Annotated in this window: 8 protein-coding genes and 1 pseudogene; 4 read left to right on the top strand and 5 right to left on the bottom strand. The window is 58.9% G+C overall.

From position 1 onward, the window contains the following. Positions 1 to 861: 861 nt before the first annotated feature. The 5 genes and pseudogenes from HU738_RS17495 to HU738_RS17515 all read right to left on the bottom strand — a co-directional run. The gene (locus HU738_RS17495; RefSeq protein WP_186603674.1) at positions 862 to 1,299 is read right to left on the bottom strand and encodes a hypothetical protein; all 438 of its coding nucleotides are present in this window, start codon (positions 1,297 to 1,299) and stop codon (positions 862 to 864) included. Between the two features lie 30 nt (positions 1,300 to 1,329). Further along, positions 1,330 to 3,285: an integrase gene (locus tag HU738_RS17500; protein ID WP_186603675.1), complete on the bottom strand. Its 1,956-nt coding sequence runs from the start codon at positions 3,283 to 3,285 to the stop codon at positions 1,330 to 1,332. A gap of 20 nt (positions 3,286 to 3,305) precedes the next feature. Next, a complete protein-coding gene (locus tag HU738_RS17505) occupies positions 3,306 to 5,201 on the bottom strand; it encodes a hypothetical protein (RefSeq protein WP_186603676.1) in 1,896 nt (631 codons plus the stop codon). Next, a complete protein-coding gene (locus HU738_RS17510; protein WP_186603677.1) occupies positions 5,182 to 6,663 on the bottom strand; it encodes a tyrosine-type recombinase/integrase in 1,482 nt (493 codons plus the stop codon). Before HU738_RS17510 ends, HU738_RS17505 begins: the two co-directional genes overlap by 20 nt. Before the next feature lie 78 nt (positions 6,664 to 6,741). Further along, a pseudogene (locus HU738_RS17515) lies at positions 6,742 to 7,443 on the bottom strand (mechanosensitive ion channel domain-containing protein); the annotation flags it as partial. Between the two features lie 106 nt (positions 7,444 to 7,549). On the opposite strand from HU738_RS17515, the gene HU738_RS17520 reads away from it, so the two are divergent. From HU738_RS17520 to HU738_RS17535, 4 genes are all read left to right on the top strand, one after another. Continuing rightward, positions 7,550 to 8,911, top strand: coding sequence for a DEAD/DEAH box helicase (locus HU738_RS17520; RefSeq protein ID WP_099815967.1), 1,362 nt, complete (start codon positions 7,550 to 7,552; stop codon positions 8,909 to 8,911). A 155-nt stretch (positions 8,912 to 9,066) separates the two neighbouring features. Further along, positions 9,067 to 10,776 (top strand): ShlB/FhaC/HecB family hemolysin secretion/activation protein, encoded by a 1,710-nt coding sequence (locus HU738_RS17525; protein WP_186603678.1) that lies wholly within the window; start codon positions 9,067 to 9,069, stop codon positions 10,774 to 10,776. A 23-nt stretch (positions 10,777 to 10,799) separates the two neighbouring features. Next, positions 10,800 to 24,041, top strand: coding sequence for a hemagglutinin repeat-containing protein (locus HU738_RS17530; RefSeq protein WP_186603679.1), 13,242 nt, complete (start codon positions 10,800 to 10,802; stop codon positions 24,039 to 24,041). After that, positions 24,038 to 24,397 carry a DUF596 domain-containing protein gene (locus HU738_RS17535; protein ID WP_176507894.1) on the top strand — a complete coding sequence of 120 codons (360 nt, stop codon included), beginning with the start codon at positions 24,038 to 24,040 and terminating at the stop codon, positions 24,395 to 24,397. The genes HU738_RS17530 and HU738_RS17535 overlap by 4 nt, the downstream gene beginning before the upstream one ends. Positions 24,398 to 24,575: the final 178 nt, after the last annotated feature.

The following is a 24,575-nucleotide window of genomic DNA, read 5'->3' on the forward strand; positions in this document are numbered from 1 at the left end:
GCTAGTAATACAATCCTGTCATAGCGTGACGCCCTAATTTCTTGACGTCAGCGTCGTATCGTAGCCGTTGAGGTCGGGTCGGTACATCTGGCATCGCAGGCAGGATGTCAGACTTTCTGACAGCTCCGGTGGCAGCTCGAACGTCGAAATGCACCCTCCGATCAATGTTCTTCGGCTACTTTCGGCTTGCATCCGGTTTACTTGCACGGCTGTGGTTGCCATGAGCACAGAGAGAGGCAAGTACGCCACCAATCGCTCCAGTTCAGCATGGTCAACAGCAAGCAAATTCTTGGGACTCATAGCAGCTTTCGCAGCAGTCAGTATTCCGTATCTGATGTCAGTCAATCGCGGCGAAGGGGCGCCAGGTGTCCAGTTTTTCGACTCTTGTCGAAGGTCATAGAAGTCCCGGTAACCGAATCCTTTGGCTAGAATCTCTTGAGCCAGTTCGAGTGAGATCGGGTGAGGGCCGCACCACTGCCTCCAGAGCCTTTTAGCCAGGGATTTGAAACCGCGATTGCGGGCAAGATCTTGGGGATAAACAGGAACGCGCATGGCATTTCTCCAATGGCGTCAGGGTGTCGGCTGCCCGCTGACCTTGGTCGAAATGCGTGCATAGAAAAAGAGGATACCTGTGGCATAAGCCGCCGCGAACCGACCGCGCAGATGCAGGCTGCATCAATGCTGAACGCTAGCATGGCACCTACTGGGCGTCCAGCAGCGGCAGAGGGCTGAGCTTCAAGTGTCTGATAACTCTTGATTTGTCAGTTGCATGAGGTGTTCGTAGCATTTCCAATTCCGAGCTAGGGATCTGTAGGTGCATATGCCTGCTCCTCTGTGGGGTTACCCAGGACTCTGCTTAGGTCATTTCTTAGGTGTGGGGAAGGGGTAGACGTTCTCATGTTCGCTAAAGGGCTGCTCATAACGACGAAGATCGCGCTGTGCTTCATCCAGCGCTCGGATCAACATAAGCTCACGTGCCAGCGATTCTTTGTAGCGCCGTTCATAGCTACCAGCTGCAGCTTTCGCTTTCTTGGTTTTCTGCTGTGCATCCTTGACCTTCTCCTGGCCTGGAGCTTGACGCTCTGCCATCTGCCTGGCCATTTCTTTGATGTCCTGGATAAGCGGGATGAAAATGTCTCGGTCTTTTCTGATGCTACTCGGGGACTTCCCGGCTTCTAGCGCTACGTTCTTGACTGTCATCTTTGATCCTTTGGGCAAGATCACGGTGGCGTCAGTGAAGATGCGAAGCGCCGCATCGTTGTATACCTTCAGTGTCGAGTGTTCTTGTTCAACTGACATACCTCTGCTCCCTATCATAGGAAAGTGGATTTAGCCGCGTGCGATGACCCGATCACGAAAGGCCTTGAAATCTTCGAGATTTTGGAGCTCAGCGCGGTACTCGATGGTTCCAGGCTTGATCTCCGCCAAATCGAATTCCATGATCTCGATCGTTTCGGCCATTTTGGCCTCTTGCCCTACAAATTGCTTGCACGTGATGCAAGTGTCCATTTTTGCATGTGCCCGCTTATCGCATGGTAACGGAGATGTGCACCCTCCTGCTGGGGTTTCCTGGTAAGCCGTCAAGCCAAGCTTAACTTGCTGCTTTGTCTCTTCCAAAGTCCCAGCTAGCCAAGGGGAATTTTCTCGCGCTTCCATTGCTCGACGTCCGGCGAAACCGTACATCTGTTCTGCGGACTTGAGGACGTCACGAATGAACACTGCAGCGTCAGCCTCTTCCTTAGCTCGCTTCAGCTCACGCGTTAGATCAGGGTTGATATCGCTGAATAGATAGTTTTTGGCAGAACAACCCTTCATGTAGTAGGTCGACATGGCTTTGGTGATATGTCGAAGCAGGCGTTTCAACGAGGGGAGGGTGATTAAGCCGCTTTGGCCAGCAAAAACAGCGATTGAGCGCCGGAACTGGTGCGTAGTAATTCGCCAAGGCTGACCTATCTTGAACTTTTTATCATCACGCCAGTTTCGAAAGGGATCAATGGTCTCCAATTCGCTGATGTCGGCTTCGGTAATCATGACGGGGGGGAATTTATAATCGAGGTTTGTGCGAGCGACGCCCTCTTTTTTCGAACAACCTGAAAATGGCAAGTTTGATGCTGCCAAGAGTAGCCAGTTTACTTGAGTGTCCTCTTCGGCGTGAGACGCTACGAGCTTTTGAATGGATTGAAGTACCTGTACTGGCTCGCGGATGTCGCCAGTGGTTATCCATTTTGCATCTGTTTTTTCACCTTCAAGCTTGGTTGAAAATCCACAAACGTAAAGAGCCTCGTCGTTCCAGCCCCGAATGGACTCCAGGCAGTCGACTGGAAGATTGTAAGCTTCGCTGTCTCGCATGAGGGTGAATAAATGGATCAAGCATTTTGCTGAATACTGTACAAGTGATAGAAAACGCGTCGCGCACATTGTCACTTTCCAGTTATATTTTTGAGCAAGTTTTGTCAGATTGTATCTTTCAATGGATTCTCCAAAAATAACCGTTTCTTGGTCGTGCGCTAATTTTGGGTCTATAGAAAGCTTAGAGTATTCGTCATCATATTTATAGCGGGTCTGCTCACATCTCCCAAAAAATCTATTTTCGATCGTTTTTTCAATGTATCCGTGAATTGCATCTTTGTTCGTTAAGTAGTCGTGTAGACATTCTTTGTACTGTTTGTATTTGATCCAGAGAATTCTGCTGGGGATTACTGGGTGCTGTTTGCCCTCGTTGCGAGAGTCGCGAGTGTTTTTTGCAAGGAACGGAAGTATAGAGCCATCGATCGCGAACCCTCTGTCTCTAGTGTCGATGCTGACAAGTGTTCGGACTAAAGCAAGCAATTGTTTGTTGTATGAGATAGGTATGCATTTCAGCATGTCCTCGAAAATTTTCCTTGAGCCAAATACTTCTTGGATTGGAATGTTGCATTTGTTGCTATATGAGTTTGCGTGATGCAGTGCTACCATTATCGCTTGCATGGTAGTTAGGCGTATAGCTTTGCCAGTTTTGGATTTTGTGGAAAACATTTTTATGGAAAGAATTCTTTTGCAAGTTTCAACGTTTTCAGTGCTGAATTTTCCTTCTTGTCGGAATGGCAGGAAGTCAAAATAAGGATTGTCCTTGACGCTATATGCGAAAGCAGGAAGAAACCACTGGTCATCATCAAATACTGATATGATGGATCCTTCTATTGAGCGGGACATTACCAGTCCTGGGCGTATCCGAGATAGTGCCATTCCATAATAAGCATCTGTGTCCAAGTGAGCCTTTTTGAGAGGAAAGGCAGTGCCGATCATCGAGGTTTGTCGTTTAGCTATCATTTCATCACCTTCAACTGAATCATGCGATGGTAGAAGCGCTTCCAGTAATCAGAAAGTTTATACTCATTACTGATTTCTGCGCTGATTTGACTAACTAATTGTGACAGGTCAGGCCGCTGCTCCAGAAGTTCTGAAAGGATGCGGTCAATCTGCGTCACAGCTGCGCCATGAATACTTTCGAAATGACTTCTATCAGCGCAAGAGTTCAAATATTCCAAAGTGACGAAACGCATGCTCAGGAGCTTACGAATAGCTGGTTCAGTGGCATGGGTTCTAAATTGGCTGCAGAAAATGCAACCTTCAAAGTTTTTGCAGTTTGGCTCATAGTCAGGAGGCGGAGAGATTGCTTCCGAACGACCAGAGATATCTGCACAGTCACCAGCTGGGGTTTCTTCTCCGGAATAGTCATTTAATAGATCAATCAACCGCCTCATCATGGTTGTTATTTCAGCTATGGCCGTATTTTCATTAGCTTGAGCATAACTATTGAGCACCGTTCTCTCGCTAGTTTGTAGCAGTGATGAAACGACTTGGATGGAATGGCCTTTGTTAAGCAGGTAATTGCTTTTGTATTTTCTGAGCTTTTGGTAACTCAAGCCTTTAAAGTTGGGAATCAAAATGCGTTTGATTCTGTCGTTAAGCTTTGAGATTTCTCCTAGGGCTAGCTGGCCGCCTATGGATTGTTCGTTAATGGTGATGCCGATAAACAAATATTTCTCTTCTGTTCCGTCGCCGATGAATTTACGTAGCTGGATAAATTTGTCAAATTGCTTGGTGAAAGTTTTTTTTATGGAGAATTTTACCTCCCTTCCTCCGGCGCGTATCTTGATGCCGATAAAACCCTTTTCCCCCGAATCAAAGGTTTCATAGTTTTCATCGAAAATCAGATCTCTCAGAGTTTGCTCGTTAATTCCGCTATTGGCTACAAACAAAGGGATAAATGAATCGTGTGCTATTTTAGCAAGCTTTATTCGTTTCTCGTGCCTTTGATTACTATTGGCCTTGTACATGTCTGTATTTGCGGCCGCGAGATCAGCCTGCACCTGATAGAGAGAGCGGCGACTAAGTCTGGCTGCTTCCTGAATTGCACGAATGTTGCCATTTTCGTAGTTCCAGCAAATGTTGTTTTGAACTTTCGGTTTCTGTGAAAGCACAATTTTGCTTATGAACGGGTATTCTGCAGGAAGTAACCAGAGGTATTCACTCATGAATGGAATGCGAGTGGGAAATCTTCTGAAGTTAAGGACGAATTCAGTTAGGCCGTCAAAGAGGTATTGGCAGGGCGTAAGATATGCTTCCATTTCGCTTTGGAGAGGCGGTTGGGTGGGCTTAGACCTGCCCCCTTTATTAGAAATGATTGGAAGGTCATCTCGGAAATTAAATGCCGTCCCTGGGAAGAAAATATATCCACTGTGTAGCGCCATTGACTGGTGATTGCTCGCAGTCAATAATGATTTTTCCTTTGTCCCAACCTGACGAAGCAAGTTTTGTGAATAGGCTTGCAAAGCTTGATGGTAGTTTTCTGGAGATTTCAGGAAGTCTTCAAAGCCATTGGAGTCCGCCCAGTCAAAGATTCCGGAAATTTTGGAGGCGTTGGCGAAAATGGTGGTGGCAGTGTTGCAGGTATAAGATTGTGTGACCTGCTGCACAACCCAGGCACGCACAGCGCTCTTACGCTCTAATCGCAGCGTATGGAGATCTACTTTTTTTGTCAGTGCTCGGGTGGGTTTGGTGCGAGTTTGGTAACAAAGTGCGCCTATATCGGCTTTGCGCTCTTTAGTGCATTCTAAAATAAGACCCTCAATAGGTATGTCAGCGATTTCTCGCTGGCATTCATCCAGTTCAAGGTTGTGTAAGTCGACTTTATAAATTTCACGATCGAATACCCTCATGTCGTTTCATTTCCGTTGTAATAACGCCCTCAAGATGAAGTTCAAACTCCGATTGGGCGTTGGCAATCAGAGGATGATCAGACCTAAACCTCAAGTAGCGCATGGAAACGTCAACGCTGCTGTGGTTTAGTCTTCTCCTAACCAAATCCAGCAACTCGAGTTGCGATATTTCGCCTTTTTCTACTAGTTTCATATTGTCCTCGATTAAGTTCATGCCGAAAGTAGCTCGTAGATCGTGGAATTGATATTTGAATGCAAGGCCTTCTTTTGCGAGCTCCTGTAGGATTTTTGTGGCGAACTGTCGGACTGCTGATCCGCGCTCGTTGGAGTATCCGAAAAGCTCGCTGTCTTCCTCTGCTACGTAGTACGGCTTGCCAGTTCTCGTCAAAAAGAGATATTGGTCATAGATTTTGCTGATCGGTGATTTCATAGCTCTGTCCTTGTGTCGTTGAGAGTTTAGATAGATCGTAATTCGGTAGTGCAGCCAGGCAGGCATGAGTACGCTTTGTTCCTTGCCGCCTTTTGCTCCCACATTCGTTAGCCCTCCAATGGTAATCGCGTACAAGGCATTCCTATTTTGATCCTCTGGTGAACCTACATCTTGTCGAATGCAATGGAAGCGCAGATTCAGGATAGACTGGATTCTCATTCCTGTGGCCAACGCTATGATATAAATTAGCAGCATCTCAGGATTACGCAGTCGCACCAGTGCAGACATGAGAGCTTGCTGGTTCTCCCGGGTGATTGGGTGGAGCTTCCCTCCATCTTCAATGTGGTCGCCCATGGAGATCGCGGCGACCTTCCTAAAGGTGAGGTCAGTACAAATGATTTCGCGAGATTGTCGAAAGCCATGGCGGTCGTCATACGAGATATACTTTGTAGTGCTAACCCACATTGCCTGTTGGGGCTTAAAACGTCCTGTGTTTACCATCCAGCGATAGAAACCAATCATGCTGGTGATCTTTCGATTAGCTGTACCTCTTCCTAGCTTCTCACCACTCCCCGTCGTACCGCTCCGTTCCTTACGTTGAATGGCCTTTTTCATCTGAGCTTTGTAGTAGTAGGTCGGGCGGCTGTATGACTCTCCCTCAAAATTCAAATAGTCTCTTCCGCCCTCCTGCATTTTGTTCATGAAATCGCATAGGTCGCCTGCGATGTTCTCGAGCGTAGGCGCCTTCTTACCTTGCTCTACTGAGAGCCAGTACAGGTATAAGCTACCGTCGCGCCAAATACTTCCGTTAGGCTGAAGGATTACGTAAAGGGTGTGGATGCTTGAGTTTTCGTACGGCAGGCGTTCGACAGGATAAGGCTCAATGCCGAGTCCGTCTTCTGAGATACCCCCTACCCAATCCATAGCTTGATCGGAGGCACAGGGCTTCCAAAGCTTGACGTTGCTCAGCACCACCTTTGAGTAGGAACTGATCGGTTCAGGGGGGGCTTCTTCGGGAAGGTGTGAGGTCATGGACATCATCCAATCGGTGATGTCTGTCAATTCAAGTTTAGCTCACGGGTTGTGTCAAATAGTAGGAGCTCACGCGTGGTTCTGCACCTTGACCGTGTGCAAGGTGATATCCACCACGTCGCCATCGGCACCCACCTGCGGCATCTCGATCCAGTCGCCCACGTGCAGCATGTCGTTGCTGGTCAGTTGCACGCTGGCGACGAACGACAGCAGCGTGTCCTTGTACACCAACAGCAGCACCGCCGACATCGCACCCAGGCCCGACAGCAGCAACAGCGGCGAGCGGTCGATCAGGGTGGCGACGATGACGATCGAGGCGAAGATCCACAGCATCATCTTGGCCAGCTGCACGTAGCCCTTGATCGAGCGGGTGCGGGCGTGTTCGGTGCGGGCGTAGATGTCCAGCAGGGCATCGAGCAGGCACGACAGCGCCATGGTCATGAACAGCAGGGTGAAGGCCAGGGCAAGGTTGCCGAGGAAGTGCTGGGCGGTGTCGGACAGCTCCGGCACCAGTTTCAGGCCGAACTGGATGACCAGTGACGGGGTGGTCTGGGCCAGGCGATGGAAGACTTTGTTGTGGCGCAGGTCGTCGAGCCACTTGAGTGCCGTCTGCCGGGCCAGCAGGCGAGCGCCGTGCAGCACCAGGAAGCGTGCCAGGCGCCCGAGCACCAGTGAAACCAGCAGCAGTACGGCCAGGCCGATAGAGGCGTGAAGCAGCGGATGTTGGTCGAGTGTGCCCCACAGGTCGAGGCTGTCACGCCAGATGCGTTGGATGTCCATGAGCTTGTAAACCGGTCTATTGCAGCAAAACGAAGCGCCATTAGAGCGCGGAAGCCGACGAAGTTGCCAAAAGAAATTCGGCTAAGGCGGCAGAAAACGTTACCCTATGCAACTGAATTTCCCGCACTTGCCTGAGGTTACCTCCGTGTTCTCCCAATTCGCCCTGCACGAACGCCTGCTTAAAGCCGTGGCCGAGCTTAAATTTGTCGAGCCAACCCCGGTGCAGGCCGCGGCCATCCCCCTGGCCCTGCAAGGGCGCGACCTGCGTGTGACCGCGCAGACCGGCAGCGGCAAGACCGCGGCATTCGTCCTGCCGCTGCTCAACCGCCTGGTCGACCTGAAAGGCGGGCGCGTCGAGATCCGCTCGCTGATCCTGCTGCCGACCCGCGAGCTGGCCCAGCAGACCCTCAAGCAAGTGCAGCTGTTCTCGCAGTTCACCTACATCAAGGCCGGCCTGGTCACTGGCGGTGAAGACTTCAAGGAGCAGGCCGCCATGCTGCGCAAGGTGCCGGACGTGCTGATCGGCACCCCGGGCCGCCTGCTCGAGCACCTCAACGCCGGCAACCTCGACCTGTCCCACGTGCAGGTGATGATCCTCGACGAAGCCGACCGCATGCTCGACATGGGCTTCGCCGAAGACATGGAGCGCCTGTGCAAGGAGTGCGAGAACCGCGAGCAGACCCTGCTGTTCTCCGCCACCACCGGCGGCGCGGCCCTGCGCGACATCATCGGCAAGGTCCTGAAAAACCCTGAGCACCTGATGCTCAACAGCGTCTCGCAGCTGGCAGAGGGCACCCGCCAGCAGATCATCACCGCCGACCACGACCAGCATAAAGAGCAGATCGTGCAGTGGCTGCTGGCCAACGAGACCTTCGACAAGGCGATCATCTTCACCAACACCCGAGCCCTGGCCGACCGCATCTATGGTCACCTGGTGGCCAAGGACGTGAAGGCCTTCGTGCTGCACGGCGAGAAGGACCAGAAGGACCGCAAGCTGGCCATCGAGCGCTTCAAGCAGGGCAGCTCCAAGGTACTGGTGGCCACCGACGTGGCAGCCCGTGGCCTGGACATCGACGGCCTGGACCTGGTGATCAACTTCGACATGCCACGCAGCGGTGACGAGTACGTGCACCGTGTGGGCCGTACCGGCCGTGCCGGTGGCGAAGGCCTGGCGATCTCGCTGATCACCCACAATGACTGGAACCTGATGTCGAGCATCGAGCGCTACCTCAAGCAGCAGTTCGAGCGCCGGGTGATCAAGGAAGTCAAAGGTACCTACAGCGGGCCGAAGAAGGTCAAGGCCTCCGGCAAGGCGGCGGGTGCCAAGAAGAAGAAGGTCGACAAGAAGACTGGCGAGAAGAAAGCCGCTGCCAAGCGCAAGCCGACCGCCAAGCCACGGCCGAATGCACCGCTGGCCAGTGCCGATGGCCTGGCACCGCTGAAGAAGCGCAAGCCGGCGGCTGAGTAAGCTGCCGGGATCAGCCCCGTCGCCAGCATGCCGGTGATGGGGCTTGCAGTGCCTGGTTCCGGCTGTCGGTTATTTGGCGGATTTTGCAGGTGAAAATTTGACGCAAGTGTAGTGGCACAATAATATCGCCCCCTGTTTTTTTCCAGGGAGTGGATATGCGGGCGCATGTTCAACTGGCGCCTCGCAAAGCGCTTTTCATCTTGCTGTTGGCATTTTCCGACGATACCGCACTTGCGGCCTCGCCTGGCGACCAGGACCTGATCCGCGACCGCCAGGACCGTCTGCTCCAGGAGCAGCAGCGCCGCCTCGAAGAACTGCGCACCTTGCCCGGCAAGTCGGCGCTCCCTTCCGCGCCGCAACCTGCGGCCGATACCCGCTGCTTCACCATCCACACCATCGAGCTCAAGGGTGCCGACAGCCTGTCGGCGGCTGATCGCGATGCGCTGCTCAAGCCCTTCATCGACCAGTGCCTGGGCGTTCCCCAACTCAACGCCTTGCTCAAGGCCCTCACCGACCACTACCTGGGCCGTGGCCTGGTGACCAGCCGCGCCTACCTGCCACAGCAGGATCTGTCTTCCGGCCATTTGCAGGTGCTGGTGGTGGAAGGGCGCGTGGAAGGGCTGCGCCCTGAAAAGGACAGCGGCCTCAGCGCGCGCGAGCTGGCCATGGCCTTCCCGGGTGACGTCGGCCAGCGCCTGAACCTGCGGGAAATCGAACAGATGGTCGACCAGCTCAACCGGCTGCCGTCGAACAAGGCACAGATGGAGCTGACCCCGGGCAAGGCGGTCGGCGGCAGCGAGGTGCTGGTCCGCAACACGTCGCAGAAACCCTGGCGCGCCTCGCTGTCGCGCAACAACGAAGGCCAACGCAGCACTGGCGAGCAGATGGCCAATGTCGGCCTCGAATGGGACAGCCCTTTGGGCCTGGCCGACCAGTTGATCCTGCGCGGCGGCCACGACGTGGTCAGCGATCACACCGTCGGCTCGAAGAACGGCGTGCTGGCCTACAGCCTGCCCTGGGGCTGGTGGAACTTCAGCTACAGCTACAGCGAGACCGAATACCGTGCCAAGGCCCAGGTGAGTGGTTTTGACTTCAAGCAGACCGGCGACAGCCAGAACCATCAGTTGCGTGCCGAGCGCGTGGTGCACCGCGATGCCACCAGCAAGACCTCGCTGAGTGCCGGCGTCGCTCACCTGCGCACCAACAACTACATCGAGGACTCGCGCCTGGCGGCCAGCAGCAACCGCCTGAGCGAGGTGCAGTTCGGCATCAACCAGGGTCGCCGCCTGGGCAATGCCTTCGTCAACCTCGACCTTGGCATGCAGCACGGCATCGGTGCTTTTGATGCCCAGGGCAACGGTGACCCGGCCCCGGGTGAACCGGTGGCGCGCTACCGCAAGTACAGCGCCACGATCAGCTATGTGCAGGGCTTCGAGGTGCTTGGCGAGCGCTTGAGCTTGAGCAGCCTGGCCACCGGCCAGCGCAGCGAGGACGTGCTGTTCAGCCCGCAGCGCATCAGCCTCGGCGGGTTGTCGTCGGTGCGCGGCCTGAAAGACCAGTCGTTGTCCGGCGACAGCGGCGGCTACTGGCGCAGCGACCTGCGCTGGACCCGCCCGGTCACCTGGCCGGCCCTGCAGCCGCTGGTGGCTGAATACGGCCTGGGTTTGGGCTATGACCTCGGCGTGATTCGCAATGACCGCTACAACGGCGAGTACCACGGCCGTGCCAGCAGCCATTCGCTGGAGCTGTTCGCCCGTGGCCAGCACCTGGCCGCCAGCGTGACCTTCGCCCACAGCCTGGAACGCCCCGGCGTGCTGACCGAAAAGGAACGCCCGGTGTACTTCCGCCTGGACTTCTTCATTTAAGCATCTGATTGACGAGACCTGACATGGACGTTCGCCTGTTCGCCTTCCTGGCCCGCCAACGCTCGGCCCGCATTCAGCCGCGCGAGTACTTCTGCGGCCTGCCCAAACGTGCCCTGGCGCTGCTGCTGGCCAACGTCATGTTCTGGCAGCCGTTGTGGGCGCAGGCCGAAGGCATCGCGGTCAGTGGGGCCGGTACCAGCCTGGGGCAGGCGGGCAATGGCGTGCCGATCGTCAACATCGCCGCGCCCAACGGCAGCGGCCTGTCGCACAACCAGTTCAGTGACTACAACGTCGGCCAGCAGGGGTTGATCCTCAACAACGCCACCGATCGCACGGCCTCCACCCAGCTGGGCGGGATCATCCTCGGCAACGGCAACCTGCAGGGCAGGGCCGCGCAGATCATCCTCAACGAAGTCAATGGCGCCAATGCCAGCCAGCTGCGCGGCTACACCGAAGTGGCCGGGCAGGGTGCCCATGTCATCGTCGCCAACCCGCACGGCATCAGCTGTGATGGTTGCGGCTTCATCAATACGCCGCGGGCCACGCTCAGCACCGGCACACCGGTGATCAGCAACGGCCAGCTCACCGGTTACCGGGTCGACCAGGGCCAGATCGCCATCGAAGGCGCAGGCGTCAACGCCAACAACGTCGACAGCTTCGAGCTGATTGCCCGCAGCGCCAGGATCAACGCCGAGATCCAGGCACGCAACCTGACGATCATTGCCGGGCGCAACGACGTCGATGCGCATACCCTGGCGGCCACCGCGCGGGCCGATGACGGCAGCGCCAGGCCGGCGCTGGCGATCGACTCCAGCGCCCTCGGCGGCATGTATGCCGGTGCGGTGAAACTGGTGGGCACCGAGGCCGGCGTGGGCGTGCGCCTCGATGGCCAGATGATCGCCAGCGGTGGCGACATCCAGCTCGATGCCAACGGTCAGTTGCGCATGAACCAGGCCAGTGCCAGCGGCAATGTACGGGTCCAGGCCCGGGCCATCGATGCGCAGGGCCCCGTGCATGCCGGGCAGCAGTTGCAGATGAGCAGCCAGGGCGACCTGGTCAACCGCCAGGGGCTGACAGCGGCCGGCCAGGTGCAATTGAGCGCGGGTGGCCAGCTGAGCAACCTGGGCGGTATCCAGGCGGGTATTGCAACCGATGGCAGCCGTGTTGCCGACGCTGACTTGAAGATCTCCGCAGGCGCGGTGGACAACCGCAACCAGAAGCTGATCGCCAGCCGCGACCTGGCGGTGAACGCCGGTAGCCGTCTGGACAACCAGGGCGGCAGCGTCAATGCCGGGCGTAACGTCGTCGCCAATGCCGCGACCGTGGACAACCGCAAGGGCCGCATCGCCAGCCAGGCTACCTTGAGCCTGGCCGGCGGCAGCCTCGACAACAGCAGTGGCCAGCTTTACAGCGACGCCGCGCTGACCGTCCGCCTCGACCAGGTGCTCGACAACCTCGATGGCGTGGCTTCCGGCGAAGGGTTGAATATCCACGCCCTGGCCCTGAACAACCAGCGTGGGGTCGTGACCAGCGACGCGGGCCTGGTATTGGTCACCGGTGCCGGTATCGACAACCAGCAAGGCGAAATTTCCAGCAGCGGCGACAGCCAGCTGCGTGCCGCCAGCCTCGACAACCGCAAGGGTGTCCTCAGCAGCAACCAGACGTTGCAACTGGACCTCAACCAGGCCCTGGACAACCGCAATGGGGTCGTGGCCTCGGGTCAGGCGTTGGCGGTGAATGCCGCCAGCCTCGACAACCGCGAGCAAGGCAAGGTACTGGGCGAAGGCTCCGTGACGGCCAAGGTGGCCGGGCTGCTCGACAACCAGGGCAACGGCCTGATCAGTGGCCAGGGCGCCACCGAGATCGATGCCGGCCAGCTGGACAACCGGGGTGGGCGCCTGGTGGGCAAGGCGCTGCTGACCCTCAAAGGCCAGCAATGGGATAACCGCGGCGGCCGGATCAATGCTGCCGGCGCGCTGACGCTGACCGTCGACCGCCTCGACAACCGCGACCAGGGACTGGTCAGCGGCCAGGCCCTGGTGCGCTACAGCGGCACCGAACTGCTCAACCGCCTGGGCGTGTTCGGCGCCCAGGGTGACCTGTACTTGCAGGCCGAACACCTGGATAACAGCGGCGGCAGCCTGACCAGTGCTGGCGACCTCGACGGGCGCATCACCCGTGTCGAGCAACTGGGCGGCAAGCTCTCTGCCAATGGTCAACTGGGCCTGCTCGGCAGCTCGCTGGTGAACCAGCAGGGCGGCGTGGTGGGCGCGGGGCAAGGCCTGCGCTTGACGGTTGCCAACGTCGACAACCGCGGCGGCGAACTGTCGGCTGCCCAGACGATCGGCATCGACGGCCAACAGTTGGACAACAGCGGTGGCCAAGTGCTGGCCGGTACCGACCTGGCGCTGACCGTCGGCCAAGTGATCAACCAGGCCCAGGGCCTGTTGCGTGCCACCCGACAGCTGACCCTCGACGGGCAGGCGCTGGACAACCGCAGCGGGCGCCTGTCCGGTGTGCAGGGCACGCGCCTGCAACTGAGCCAGGCCTTGGACAACGGCAAGGGGTTGATCACCACCGAGGGCAACCTTGCCATCGGCGCGGCCAGCCTCGACAACCGCGACGCCACCCTGACCAGCGCCGGCACATTGACCCTGGCGACTACCGGTGCGCTCGACAACCAGCGCGGCTCGATCACCGCCGACGGCGCCCTCGACCTGCGCAGTGGCAGCCTCGACAACCGCGCCGGCGAGCTCGGCGCCCAGGGCGCGATCGACCTCGCCACCGGTGCGCTGGACAACCGCGACAATGGTCATGTGGTCAGTAACGACCGCCTGACCCTCAAGGCAGGCCAGGTCAGCAACGCGGGCAGCGACAGCCGTATCGACAGCGTCGGAGCCTTGTCGCTCAGTGCCAGTGGTTTCGACCAGCAGGCCGGGCGCCTGCTGAGCAACACCTCGATCACCCTCGACCTGGGGCAGGGCGCGCTGGTCAACCATGGCCTGATCAAGGCGCCGGTGCTGGTGCTGAACCACCTCGGCAGCGTCGACAACCAGCGCGGTATCATCGCCAGCCCGCAAGCCTTCAGCCTGGCCGCGACCACGCTGGACAACCGCCAGGGCCAGGTGCTCAGCGACGCAGGCCTGACCGTGCGCATCGCCCAGGCCCTGGCCAACGCCAAGGGCCTGGTCTCGGCCAATGGCCTCGACCTGCGCGCCGCCAGCCTGGACAACCAGGGCGGCGTGGTCAGCAGCCGTGGCAACCTGGCCCTGGCCATCGATGGGCGCCTGGACAACCGCCAGGGCACGCTGGTCAGTGATGCCGCCAGCCAGTTCAGCGCCGCAGTGCTGGACAACAGCCAGGGCCAGGTGTCGAGCAAGGGGCGTCTCGATATCGACGCCGGCACGCTGGTGAACACGGCCGGCACGCTGATCGGCCTGGATCAGTTGCAGGTCAAGGGCGCCCAGCTGGACAACCGTGCCGCAGGCCTGCTGGGCAGCAATGGCGCGCTGACCCTGAGCGTGGGCCAGGTCGACAACCGTGGCGGTGAAATCACCGGCAAGGCCGGCGTCGAGGTCACCGGCAGCCTGCTGGACAACAGCGACGGCGGCCTGCTGGTCGCCGGCAGCGGCCTGACCCTGGCCTTGCAGCAACTGCTCAATCGCAACCAGGGCGCCATCGAAGCCCAGGGTGGCCTGACGCTCAGCGGCGCGACACTGGATAACGATGGCGGGCGCCTGACCAGCCAGCAGGACATGACCCTGACCTTGACCGGTGAAGCGCTCAACCGCCTCGGCATGGTCAGTGCCGAGGGCCAACTGGCCCTGATGGCGCAACGGGTGGACAACAGCAGCGGGCAGATGAGCAGCGCCGGCCAGCTTCGGCTGACCAGCCAGGGCGAGCTGTTGAACCAGGGCGGCGAGCTGCTCGGCGACGCCGACATCGTGCTGGCCAGCGCCAGCCTCGTCAACACCGACAGAGGCGTGGTATCGAGCAAAGGCGCGCTGGCCATCAACACCGGCCACCTCGACAACAGCCGCCAGGGCAGCCTTAGCAGCAACCGTACCCTCGACCTGCGCGCCGGCCAGCTGGACAACCGCGACGGCGGCCGCATCGGCAGCCGCGAAGCGCTCACCGCGACGCTGACCGGCCTCGACCAGCAGGGTGGCAAGCTGTTCAGCGACAGCTCGGTACACCTGGACCTCAACCAGGGCCAGCTGGACAACCGCGGCGGCCTGATCAACGCCCCGTTGCTGGTGTTGCACAACCTGAACGGAGTGGCCAACCAGGGCGGCGAGATCTCCAGCGCCCAGGCCTTCAGCGTGGACGCCAAGCAGCTGGACAACAGCAACGGTCGGTTGCTCAGCAACCAGGGCCTGATGCTGCGGGTCAAGCAGCGGCTGGATAACCTCAAGGGCCTGATCGGCGCCCAGGCGCTGGATGTTCACGCCGGGTCGCTGGACAACAGCGGCGGCACCCTGAGCAGCCAGGGCGGCATGCAGTTGGCCATCGATGGCCTGTTGACCAACCGCGGCCTGATCGAGGCCCGCGGTGCGCTGGCCCTCTCCAGCCAAGGCCTCGACAATCGCGACGGCAAGGTACTGGGCAGCGCGATCGACCTGACGCTTGGCGGTGGCGACCTCGACAACACGGGTGGCCTGATCACCACGGCCGGGCAGTTGACTGTCAAGCAACTGGGCACGCTGATCAACCCGAACGGCGAACTCTCGACGGCCCAGGCGCTGCAACTCGATGCCAGTGCCGTGGACAACCGCGCAGGCAAGTTGATCAGCGAGCAGACGCTGGCGCTTACCAGTGGTGCAGTCGACAACCAGGGGGGCCTGATTTCCGGTTGGCAGGGGCTGACGGTCAGCGGCCAGCGTCTCGATAACCGCCAGCAAGGCACCTTGTCGAGCCGCGCGGGGTCAGTGCAGGCCAACATCGGCGGCGCGCTGCGCAATAGCGAGGGTGGCGCCCTGGTCGCCCAGCAGCGCCTGGACGTCAGTGCCGCCAGTCTCGACAACAGCGCCAAGGGCGTGCTGTCCAGTGCCGGTGCGCAACACCTGGCGGTCACTGCTGCGCTGGACAACCATGACGGTGGCCTGATCGATGCGGGCGAGCAGCTCGACATCGATGCCCAGACCCTCGACAACCGTGGCGGGCGCGTGGCCGCCCAGCAGGCGCTGAAGCTGAGCGCTTCACGCCTGGACAACAGCGCCGGCAGCTTCATCGCCCAGGGCGACCTGACCCTCGACCTGCTGGGTGACCTGATCAACCGCCAGGGCAAGCTGGCCAGCGGCAAGGCGCTGCTGATCCAGCGTGCCAACCAAGTTGATAACCAAGGCGGCGAGATCGCCAGCCAGGGCCTGCTGAAACTGCTGGCCGCCAGCGTCGACAACAGCCAGCACGGCACCCTGGCCGCCAGCGGCCTGCTCACCCTCACCAGCAACGGGGCGGTGAACAATGCGGCCGATGGCCTGATCTATAGCCAGCAAAGCGATGTGAACCTGCAGGCTGCCAGCCTCGACAACAGTAACGGCACCGTTCAGGCAAGCGGTGCGCTCAGCGTCAAGAGCCTGGGTGATTTCGCCAACCAGCGCGGCAAGCTGATCGCCCAGGACGGCACCCTCGACCTCGGCGCGGCCAACGTCGACAACCGTGGCGGCACCCTGGCCAGCCTCAAACGCTCCCTGGCCGTGCGCACCACCGGCGTGCTGCGCAACGGCAGCGACGCGGCCGGCCAGCGTGGCATCCTCCAGGCCTTGAGCCTGGACCTGCAGAGCGCCAGCCTCGACAACCACGGCGGGCGCATCGCCGCGCTGACGGGCGATGCCCTGATCCGCACCGGCCAGCTCGACAACCGCGACGGCGGCGTATCGGCCGGCGGCCTGCTGAAGGTGACTGGCAGCAGCCTGCTCAACGGCGGCGATGCCCGTGGCGAGATGGTTGGGCAGCGTATCGAACTGGGGCTCACAGGCGCGCTGGACAACCGTAGCGGCATCATCGAAAGCTCGACCACTTTCGCCATCAGTGCCGCCAGCCTGGACAACCAGGGCGGCCAACTGCGCGCACTGGGCACCAGCGGCCAGAGCCAGTTCGCCATCGGCGGCCTGTTCGACAATCGCGCCGGCGTGGTGGAAGTCGGCAACACCGACCTGACCCTAGGCGCCGGCGTACTGCAGAACGTTGGTGGCAGGGTGCTGCACGCGGGCAGCGGCGTGTTCGACATCGACACCCTCAACCTGACCCGTGCCGGCGGCAGCCTGATCACCCGCGGCGGCCTGACCTTGACCGCCGACACCTGGACCAATGGCAGCGCGATCCAGGCCGGGCGCCTGACCGTCAACGTCAACAACCTCACCCAGACTGCCGACGGCCAGCTGTTGGCGTTCGACAGCCTGGTGGGCAATGGCGGCAACTGGAGCAACGATGGCCTGATCGTCAGTGACGGTGACCTCCGCCTCAACCTGGGCGGCCTGTACAGTGGCAATGGCCGGGTCAGCAGCCTCGGCACCCTCTGGGTAAGCGCGGCGCAGATGGACTTGGGCAGCAACGCCAGCATCACCGGCGTTGGCAACACCACGGTCAACGTGACCGGCCAGCTGAACAACCAGGGGCGGATGAGTACGGCAGGGGACCTGCTGGTCAATGCCGGCAGCCTGAACAACCTCGGTACCCTAGGCGGCAACCAGCTGGTGCGGGTCACCACGGGCAGCCTGCGCAATGATCATGGGTTGCTGTTCAGTGGCCAGGACATGCAGCTGTATACCGGTAGCCTGACCAACTTCTATGGCGATGTGTACAGCCTCGGTGGGCTGACTGTGGCGCGGGATGGGGCGGGTAATCTGGCGGATCTGCTGGACAACGTTTCCGGCAGCCTGGAAAGCGCCGGGGACATGCGCCTGAGTGCGGCGCGTGTCGACAATCGCAAGGAGTTCATCAAGACCTCCAGCAAATTGGTGTCGAGCGCGATCGGTCTGCGTTCAACTGCTGCAACCAGCGGGCATTTCGTGTTGCAGGAGCACTACGAGAACGTGCTGGAAGCGGATTCGCAGGCGGCTAGAATCGCCGCTGGGCAGGATCTGGTAATGAATGGCGGTGATTTCACCAACGATGCTTCGGTGGTCACGGCAGGACGCAATTTGCTGGCTAATTTCGACGACTTCAATAACGTCGGTCGTGCGTTGGGCAGCTACTCGACACTGAGGTCTTTCAACCTCCAGGGCCAGAACCCAGACTTCTGGTCGGAGGCGGTGCACTACAACGCCGCCAACGATCCTGACTATCGCCTGCAAGTGGTTGACGGGTCTCGTTATCGAGGTGGCGTTGGGACATTTCGACATTGGGATGCAGGTTGGAATGAATCGACCGTTGCTCCTCGGCTGACCAGTTCTCCACAAGCGTATGAAGAGACCATGAGCGTTGGGTGGTATCGTTCATGGGGTTGGAGAAAAGGTGTTGAGTTCTTCCATGTTGCACCTTCATACAACAGCGGTGTGCGGGCAGCACTGCCCGCGTCGGTAGCCAATGCCAGCTTCTTCGATACCCGGACTCTTTCCGATCCAAACACGGGCACTGCAATCAATGCCGTGGTCCAGGCCGGCAATCTGGTCCAGATCAACGCTCGACAGAACCTGAGCAACAGTGTCGTTCAACAGAGCCAGCCGGTCGGCACTCCAACCGGCAGATCATTCGATCCTCAGTTACCAGGTGCTGGCAACAATACGGTCATCACCGTTCACAGCCAACTGCCACCCGACCTGGCACGCCAGCAGGTCAATCCGCTGGACCTGGGCGGTTTCACCTTGCCCATCGGGCAGAACGGTTTGTTCCGCCTCAGCGGGCAAGGCGGTAATGCTGCGACCGTATCGGGCCAGCGGTGGGACCTCGGCACGGGCAGTGTCACCACCCAGAGTCGTCAGGGCAACGTACCCGGTTCGATGCCGGGCGGATTGCAAGCGGCAAATGCGGGCGCTTACAACCTGACTGACAGCGACATCGCTGATGTCGCTCACCAAGGCCGGACGGTCGGCGGCCGTGCCAGTGCCCTCGTGGTAAACGCGCCGGGAGATACCGCAGTCGATTTCGCGATGCCGCAGCGGCACGCAAACACCGGTGGCGATCTGGGTATCAATATCCCGGGCGTCACTCGCTTCCCGGCCAGCCAGTACGTCAGCAAACCCCAAAAGTACTTGATCGAGACCAATCCGGTGCTCACCGAACTCAAACAGTTCATGAGCTCCGATTACCTGCTCGGTAGCCTGGGCTACGACCCGGATAACAGCTGGAAACGCCTGGGTGACGGCCTATATGAGCAACGTCTGGTCCAACAGGCAGTGGTGGCCCGTACCGGTCAGCAGTTCATCGATGGCAAGACCTCGGGTGAGCAGCAGTTCAAGTACCTGATGGACAACGCCATCCGTAGCAAGGACGAACTCAACCTGAGCGTCGGCGTAGGCCTGACTGCTGCCCAGGTGGCGGCGCTGACTCACGACATCGTGTGGATGGAGCAACATGTCGTCAACGGTGAAGCAGTCCTGGTGCCGGTGCTCTACCTGGCCAATGCCGACAACCGCTTGGCCCCCAACGGCGCGCTGATCGCCGGCCAGGATGTCGAGTTGATCGCCGGCGAGGACCTGAGCAACGTCGGTACCCTGCGCGCCAGCCGCAACCTCACCGCCACGGCGGGCAACGACCTGGTCAACGGCGGCCTGATAGAGGCCGGCGAGCGCCTGGACCTGCTGGCGGGCAATAACCTGGTCAACAGCGCCGGCGGCATCATTGCCGGGCGCGATGTCAGCCTGACCGCAGTCAACGGTGACATCCTCAACCAGCGTGACCAGCAGCGTCACAGCATGACCTATGGCGGCATCACCAACCAGTGGGACTATCTCGACAACGTCGCGCGCATCGAGGCCTCAAATTCCCTGGAGTTGAAGGCCGGCCAGGACATCAAGAACATCGGCAGCGTGATCCAGAGCGGGGGGGACTTGTCGCTCAGTGCCGGGCGCGATATCAGCGTTCTTGCGGTGGAGCAGCGTGAAGGCTTCTATTCCGGGTCCCAGCGCAACAGCACCGTGCAGCAGTCGGGCGCGACCCTTGAAGCCGGGCGGGACCTGAGTATCGGTGCCGGACGCGATATCTCCGCAGTCGCCAGCCAGATCGACGCAGGCCGCGACATCGCCATGGCTGCCGGTGGCGACCTGAACCTGACCTCGGCCGCCGACGAAGCGCACAGCTTCAGTCGTAGCAAGAAAGTCACCCAGTCCAAGGACCTGGTTACCCAGGTCTCGACCACGCTAAACGCTGGTGGCGACATCTTGCTCAGCGCCGGCCAGGACATGGCCATCGTCGCCAGCCAGGTCAAGGGCAAGGGGGATGTCGACATCGACGCCGAGCGCGACCTGACCATCGCGTCCGACCAGGACGAAAGCGCCTCCTACTACCTGAAGAAGAGCAAAGGCTCGTTCGGCCGCAGCAGCTCGACACAGAAGGAGAGCTACCACAGCACCAACGTCGCCTCGGTGATCGAGGCCGGCGGCGACCTTACCGTCAACGTCAGCAAGACCGACAGCGGCGGCATCAGGCTGGACGGCGGCCGCGATGTCAGCGTGATCGGCAGTCAGCTCAAGGCTGGCGGCGATCTGATGCTCGGCGCCACCGGCGATGTGGCGGTGCTGTCTGGGGTCGAGGAGCATGGCGAGTACAGCAAGAAGACCAAGTCCGGCTTCCTCGGCCTGTCGAAGAGCGGCAAGAGCCAGCTCAAGACCAGCGCCACCCAGGTCGGCAGCGAGCTGAACGCCGGCAACGACGTGGTCATCGCCGCCGGCAGCGACGTGCGCCTGCGCGCCAGTGAAGCCAATGCCGGCAACGACGTGGAGTTGCGCGCGGGGCTGATCGACAAGGAAGGCGACATCAACCTGGTGTCAGCCAACGACGCCGCTTATAGCTACAGCGATTCCTATAAGAAAAAAGTCGGCATCTCGGTTTCACCTGGGGCCGTCGTCATTCCTTCGGTATCGGTGGCGTCGGCAAAAAAAGCTGGCCAGGAAGCACGCAGCAGCACCAGTGTCGCCAGCCAGGTCTTAGCAGAGCGTGATGCCACGCTGCAGGCCGAGCGCGACATCAACCTGCTGGGCAGTGGTGTCAACGCCGGGCGCAACGTCAGCTTGAATGCCGGGCGCGACGTCAACGTGGCGGCGGCGGAGAACCAGAGCGATACCCGCAACTGGTCGCAGACCTCGAAAGTCGGCCTGAGCACCAGTGCCGATGACAACGGCATCAAGGCCTTCGCCGGTGTCGAAAAGGAAATCGCAAAGGACCGGCTGCGCGAGCAATTGGCGTCGGCCAGCCAGATCAAGGCCGGGCAGGACCTCGACATCAAGGCCGGTCGCGACATCAACCAGACCGGTTCCGACCTGGTGGCCGGGCATGACATCAGCCTGGATGCCGGCCGCGACATCAACATCGACGCAGCGCGCGAAACCCGTGTGCTCGAGCAGGAGCGCGAGTACGCCAGCCAAGGTGTTGGCGGTTCGATCAATCACAACTTCGGTAAAACCAAGGACGCCCTGAGCAACGCTGGCAAGGGCGAGAACGCGGTCAGCCAAGGGTCCAGTACCCTTCAGGCAGTGGACTCGCTCAACCAGTTCCTGGCCGGCCCGACGGGTGATGTCAAAATTGGCAACAGCTCGCAAAAGAGCCAGCAGACCAGTATCGAGCAAAGTAACCGTGGCTCCAGCCTGGACGCCGGCAACGACATCCGATTGCAGGCCGGCAACGATGTCACGATCACCGGCAGCGGCGTCAAGGCTGGGCGTGATCTCGACATCAAGGGTCGCGACATCAACATCGATGTCGCCCATGGCAGCAGCAGCCAGTCGAGCCGTGAGTCGCAAAACTGGGCTGGTATCAGTGGTGGTAGCAGTGGCGGCCTCAAGGTCGGTATCGGTGCCAGCCATGGCGCCGCCGGTGCCGATGGCACTCAGGGGACTTCGTCGCCAAGCCAGCTCGAGGCAGGCCGCGATGTTCGCCTCGATGCCAGTCACGACCTTAACATCGTAGGTTCCGAGGTCAAGGGCGGGCGCGATGTCGAACTCGCTGCCGGTAATGAACTGAACATCCGCGCTGCGCAGAACGATTCCAGGTACGAGCAGAATCGCCACAGCGGGGGCGGTGAAGTGGGGCTGGCGTTTGGCTCGGAAGGTATCGGCGTCTATGCCAGCGTCAATCTGGGCAAAGGCAACCTCGAGCGCGAAGCCCAGCGCCATCAGGAGGCCTATGTCTATGCCGGTGACCAGCTGAAATTCACCAGCGGCAAGGACACCAACATTCAGGGCGCCCAACTGCGCGGCGACGAGGTCATCGGCCGGGTCGGCGGCGACCTGAACGTGGCCTCGGCGGTCGATACTGGCAAGGTCAAAGGCAAGGAATTTGATCTCAGCGCGACTGTCACGATCGGCCCCGGCTCAGGCATCAGTGGCTCGGTCGGCTATGGCAAGACCACCGGCAAGACCGAATGGGTCGAGGACCAGACACGTATCACCGGGCGCGACAAGGTCGATATCCGCACCGAGCACCACACCCAGCTCGACGGCGCGTTGATCGCCGCCGACAACGGCAACCTCAAACTCGATACCGGCACCTTGGGTTATAGCGACATAGCCGGCAAGGACCAGGAGCACGGGTACTACCTGAACGTCGGCGGGAGCTGGAAGCAAGGCTCCGGCACGACGCAGCAGGATGCCAGCCAGCAAGGGAAGGGCGAAAAAGGCGAAAACGGCTGGAGCGTCAGCGGTTGGGAGTATGAGAAAGACCGTGAGCAGATCGTGCGGGCGACGGTGGGGGCGGGGGAGATCACCGTTCGCCAGGATGCTGGGACCGGGCAGGACTCCACGGTTGGGTTGAATCGGGATCTGGATAAAGCCTACGAGATCACTCGCGATAAAGAGTCGCGCACCGATCTCTATGTCACCGACAGTTCGCTGCATGATTCGTTGAATCCGAAGGAAACGTTACAGAAGTGGAGCGACGGACTGCTCAACTATGACGAGACAGCACTGAAGAATTTCGAAGCGGCAAGTGTTGGTATCAATGCCACGCTCAACCGCCTTGATCGCTTGATGGGGCGGCAGTGGGCGCCAGGTGTCATGGGTGTTACAACTCGTGAGTTCGCTGAACAGACCCTGGAGCAATTGATTCTCAGTGGTAAGAGTCGCAGCGAAGCCATGGCGCTGATGGCGGATGAAAACTTTCAGAACAATGTGCTGGGTGAGTTGAGCCGCTTCTGGAACATCAAGCCTGAGACCATAGCAGAGGCAAAGGAAATTGTTGACCAGGCCATGAAGCCGATGGGTGTTGCGGGCACCGTTTTACTACCTGAGACAACCGTCTATACAAAGGAATTGACCCTGCTGCAGGACAGCCTGCGCTCGATGTCGTACATCAACGATTACATCGAAAATAATCCGGAAAAAGCCCAAGCGATTGGTATTATTCTGGCTCTGACGCAAGGTCCCAAGGGGGTCGTCCAAGCGGTAGCGATGAGCGCTGCAGAGCAGACTCCGTTGGGCCAGGCACTGATGGAGCGGCTGCAGGGATATCAGGACTATGTAGGACAGAAAATTGCTGAATACATGGAAGGTAAGGATCTTAGTAAAGATGAGAAATTCGATCGGCTGCTGATGGGCGGCGGTAACCTCATTGCCAGCATCATCGGAACGGGCATCTCGTCTATGCACAAAGGGGGCACTGAGAAAGCACCCAATGAGGGGCATGCGCATAAGCCGGACGGGAAGGATAGACCAGAGGCCAAGGGAGGGGAAGCTCCGGATCCCCAGGCGGGAGATACACCAAAGCCACTCTCAAAGCTGGAAAAGCTCGCGAATGAGCGTATGGATGAGATAATTTCGCAGTTTGCGGATAAATCACAGCATCCTAAGGATTTCAAACTGACGATTGATGGTAAAACGCTGAAAACTGATCCTAAGGTTAGTGACAATGCACCCGTATTTATTGGCGCTTCTGACGATATGGTGAAGTCCTACTTCCTGCAGCTTGGTGGAGTAGAGCATTTGCCGCCTGTACAAACGATCAGTATCCGGGGGGAATCAACCAACCTCTATGTGCTGACGCGGGAAGATGGTGTAAAAATTAATCTGCGCGACAGGTCAAGCTCCGGGATGGAGACCGGCGCGAACTGGACTATAGATATTATAAAACATCCAGATCTGAAAGCTAAAAAGGTAGAGGTAAAGTTCAAATGATTTCTTGTTCTCGTGATTCGGAAGAATTTAAAGAAATTGTAGGGCGGAGTGAAGGTTTTGCGGTGGATGCGCTTTGGCTGAATGTGTGTGATATATATTCACATGCAAATTATGAAGACCAAAAAAGAATTTTTCTGCAGGTGCTAAGATATCTTCTCTTAGACAGTCGTGTGTATTTAGCTGCAAAAAAACCTTTGACTGGCACACTTGAGGAACAAATAGCAGAATTTGAGTCGGCTTGGCCTGCTGAGGAGGATATTCACGACGATATTTTCTGGGCAACTAAAGCCGGAGAGTGCTGGGTTCCAGGAGGGCTTGTCTGGGTTTACGAGGATGGCCATGAGGTTCCGACATGATCGAATCGCCCCCCATAGCGGCCTCACGGATCAAGTTATCAACTGGCTGCTTGGCATTCCATTCAACATGCATAACTCAAATGGATGCCACGTTTGGCAGTTTGGATGTCAGCAAATGTGACTGTCGTTTGCGCCTTTGAGCGTTACCTAAGTATAAGTCATTAAACTCTGCCTTCTT

The sequence above is a fragment of the Pseudomonas vlassakiae genome (assembly GCF_014269035.2).
In the GTDB taxonomy this organism is placed as follows: domain Bacteria; phylum Pseudomonadota; class Gammaproteobacteria; order Pseudomonadales; family Pseudomonadaceae; genus Aquipseudomonas; species Aquipseudomonas vlassakiae.

What these genes read in the sequence shown, in the direction of transcription:
- HU738_RS17495 (WP_186603674.1), bottom strand. Translation starts at nt 1,299, where the DNA reads ATGTCAGTTGAACAAGAACACTCGACACTGAAGGTATACAACGATGCG.
- HU738_RS17500 (WP_186603675.1), bottom strand. Translation starts at nt 3,285, where the DNA reads ATGATCGGCACTGCCTTTCCTCTCAAAAAGGCTCACTTGGACACAGAT.
- HU738_RS17505 (WP_186603676.1), bottom strand. Translation starts at nt 5,201, where the DNA reads ATGAGGGTATTCGATCGTGAAATTTATAAAGTCGACTTACACAACCTT.
- HU738_RS17510 (WP_186603677.1), bottom strand. Translation starts at nt 6,663, where the DNA reads ATGACCTCACACCTTCCCGAAGAAGCCCCCCCTGAACCGATCAGTTCC.
- HU738_RS17520 (WP_099815967.1), top strand. Translation starts at nt 7,550, where the DNA reads ATGCAACTGAATTTCCCGCACTTGCCTGAGGTTACCTCCGTGTTCTCC.
- HU738_RS17525 (WP_186603678.1), top strand. Translation starts at nt 9,067, where the DNA reads ATGCGGGCGCATGTTCAACTGGCGCCTCGCAAAGCGCTTTTCATCTTG.
- HU738_RS17530 (WP_186603679.1), top strand. Translation starts at nt 10,800, where the DNA reads ATGGACGTTCGCCTGTTCGCCTTCCTGGCCCGCCAACGCTCGGCCCGC.
- HU738_RS17535 (WP_176507894.1), top strand. Translation starts at nt 24,038, where the DNA reads ATGATTTCTTGTTCTCGTGATTCGGAAGAATTTAAAGAAATTGTAGGG.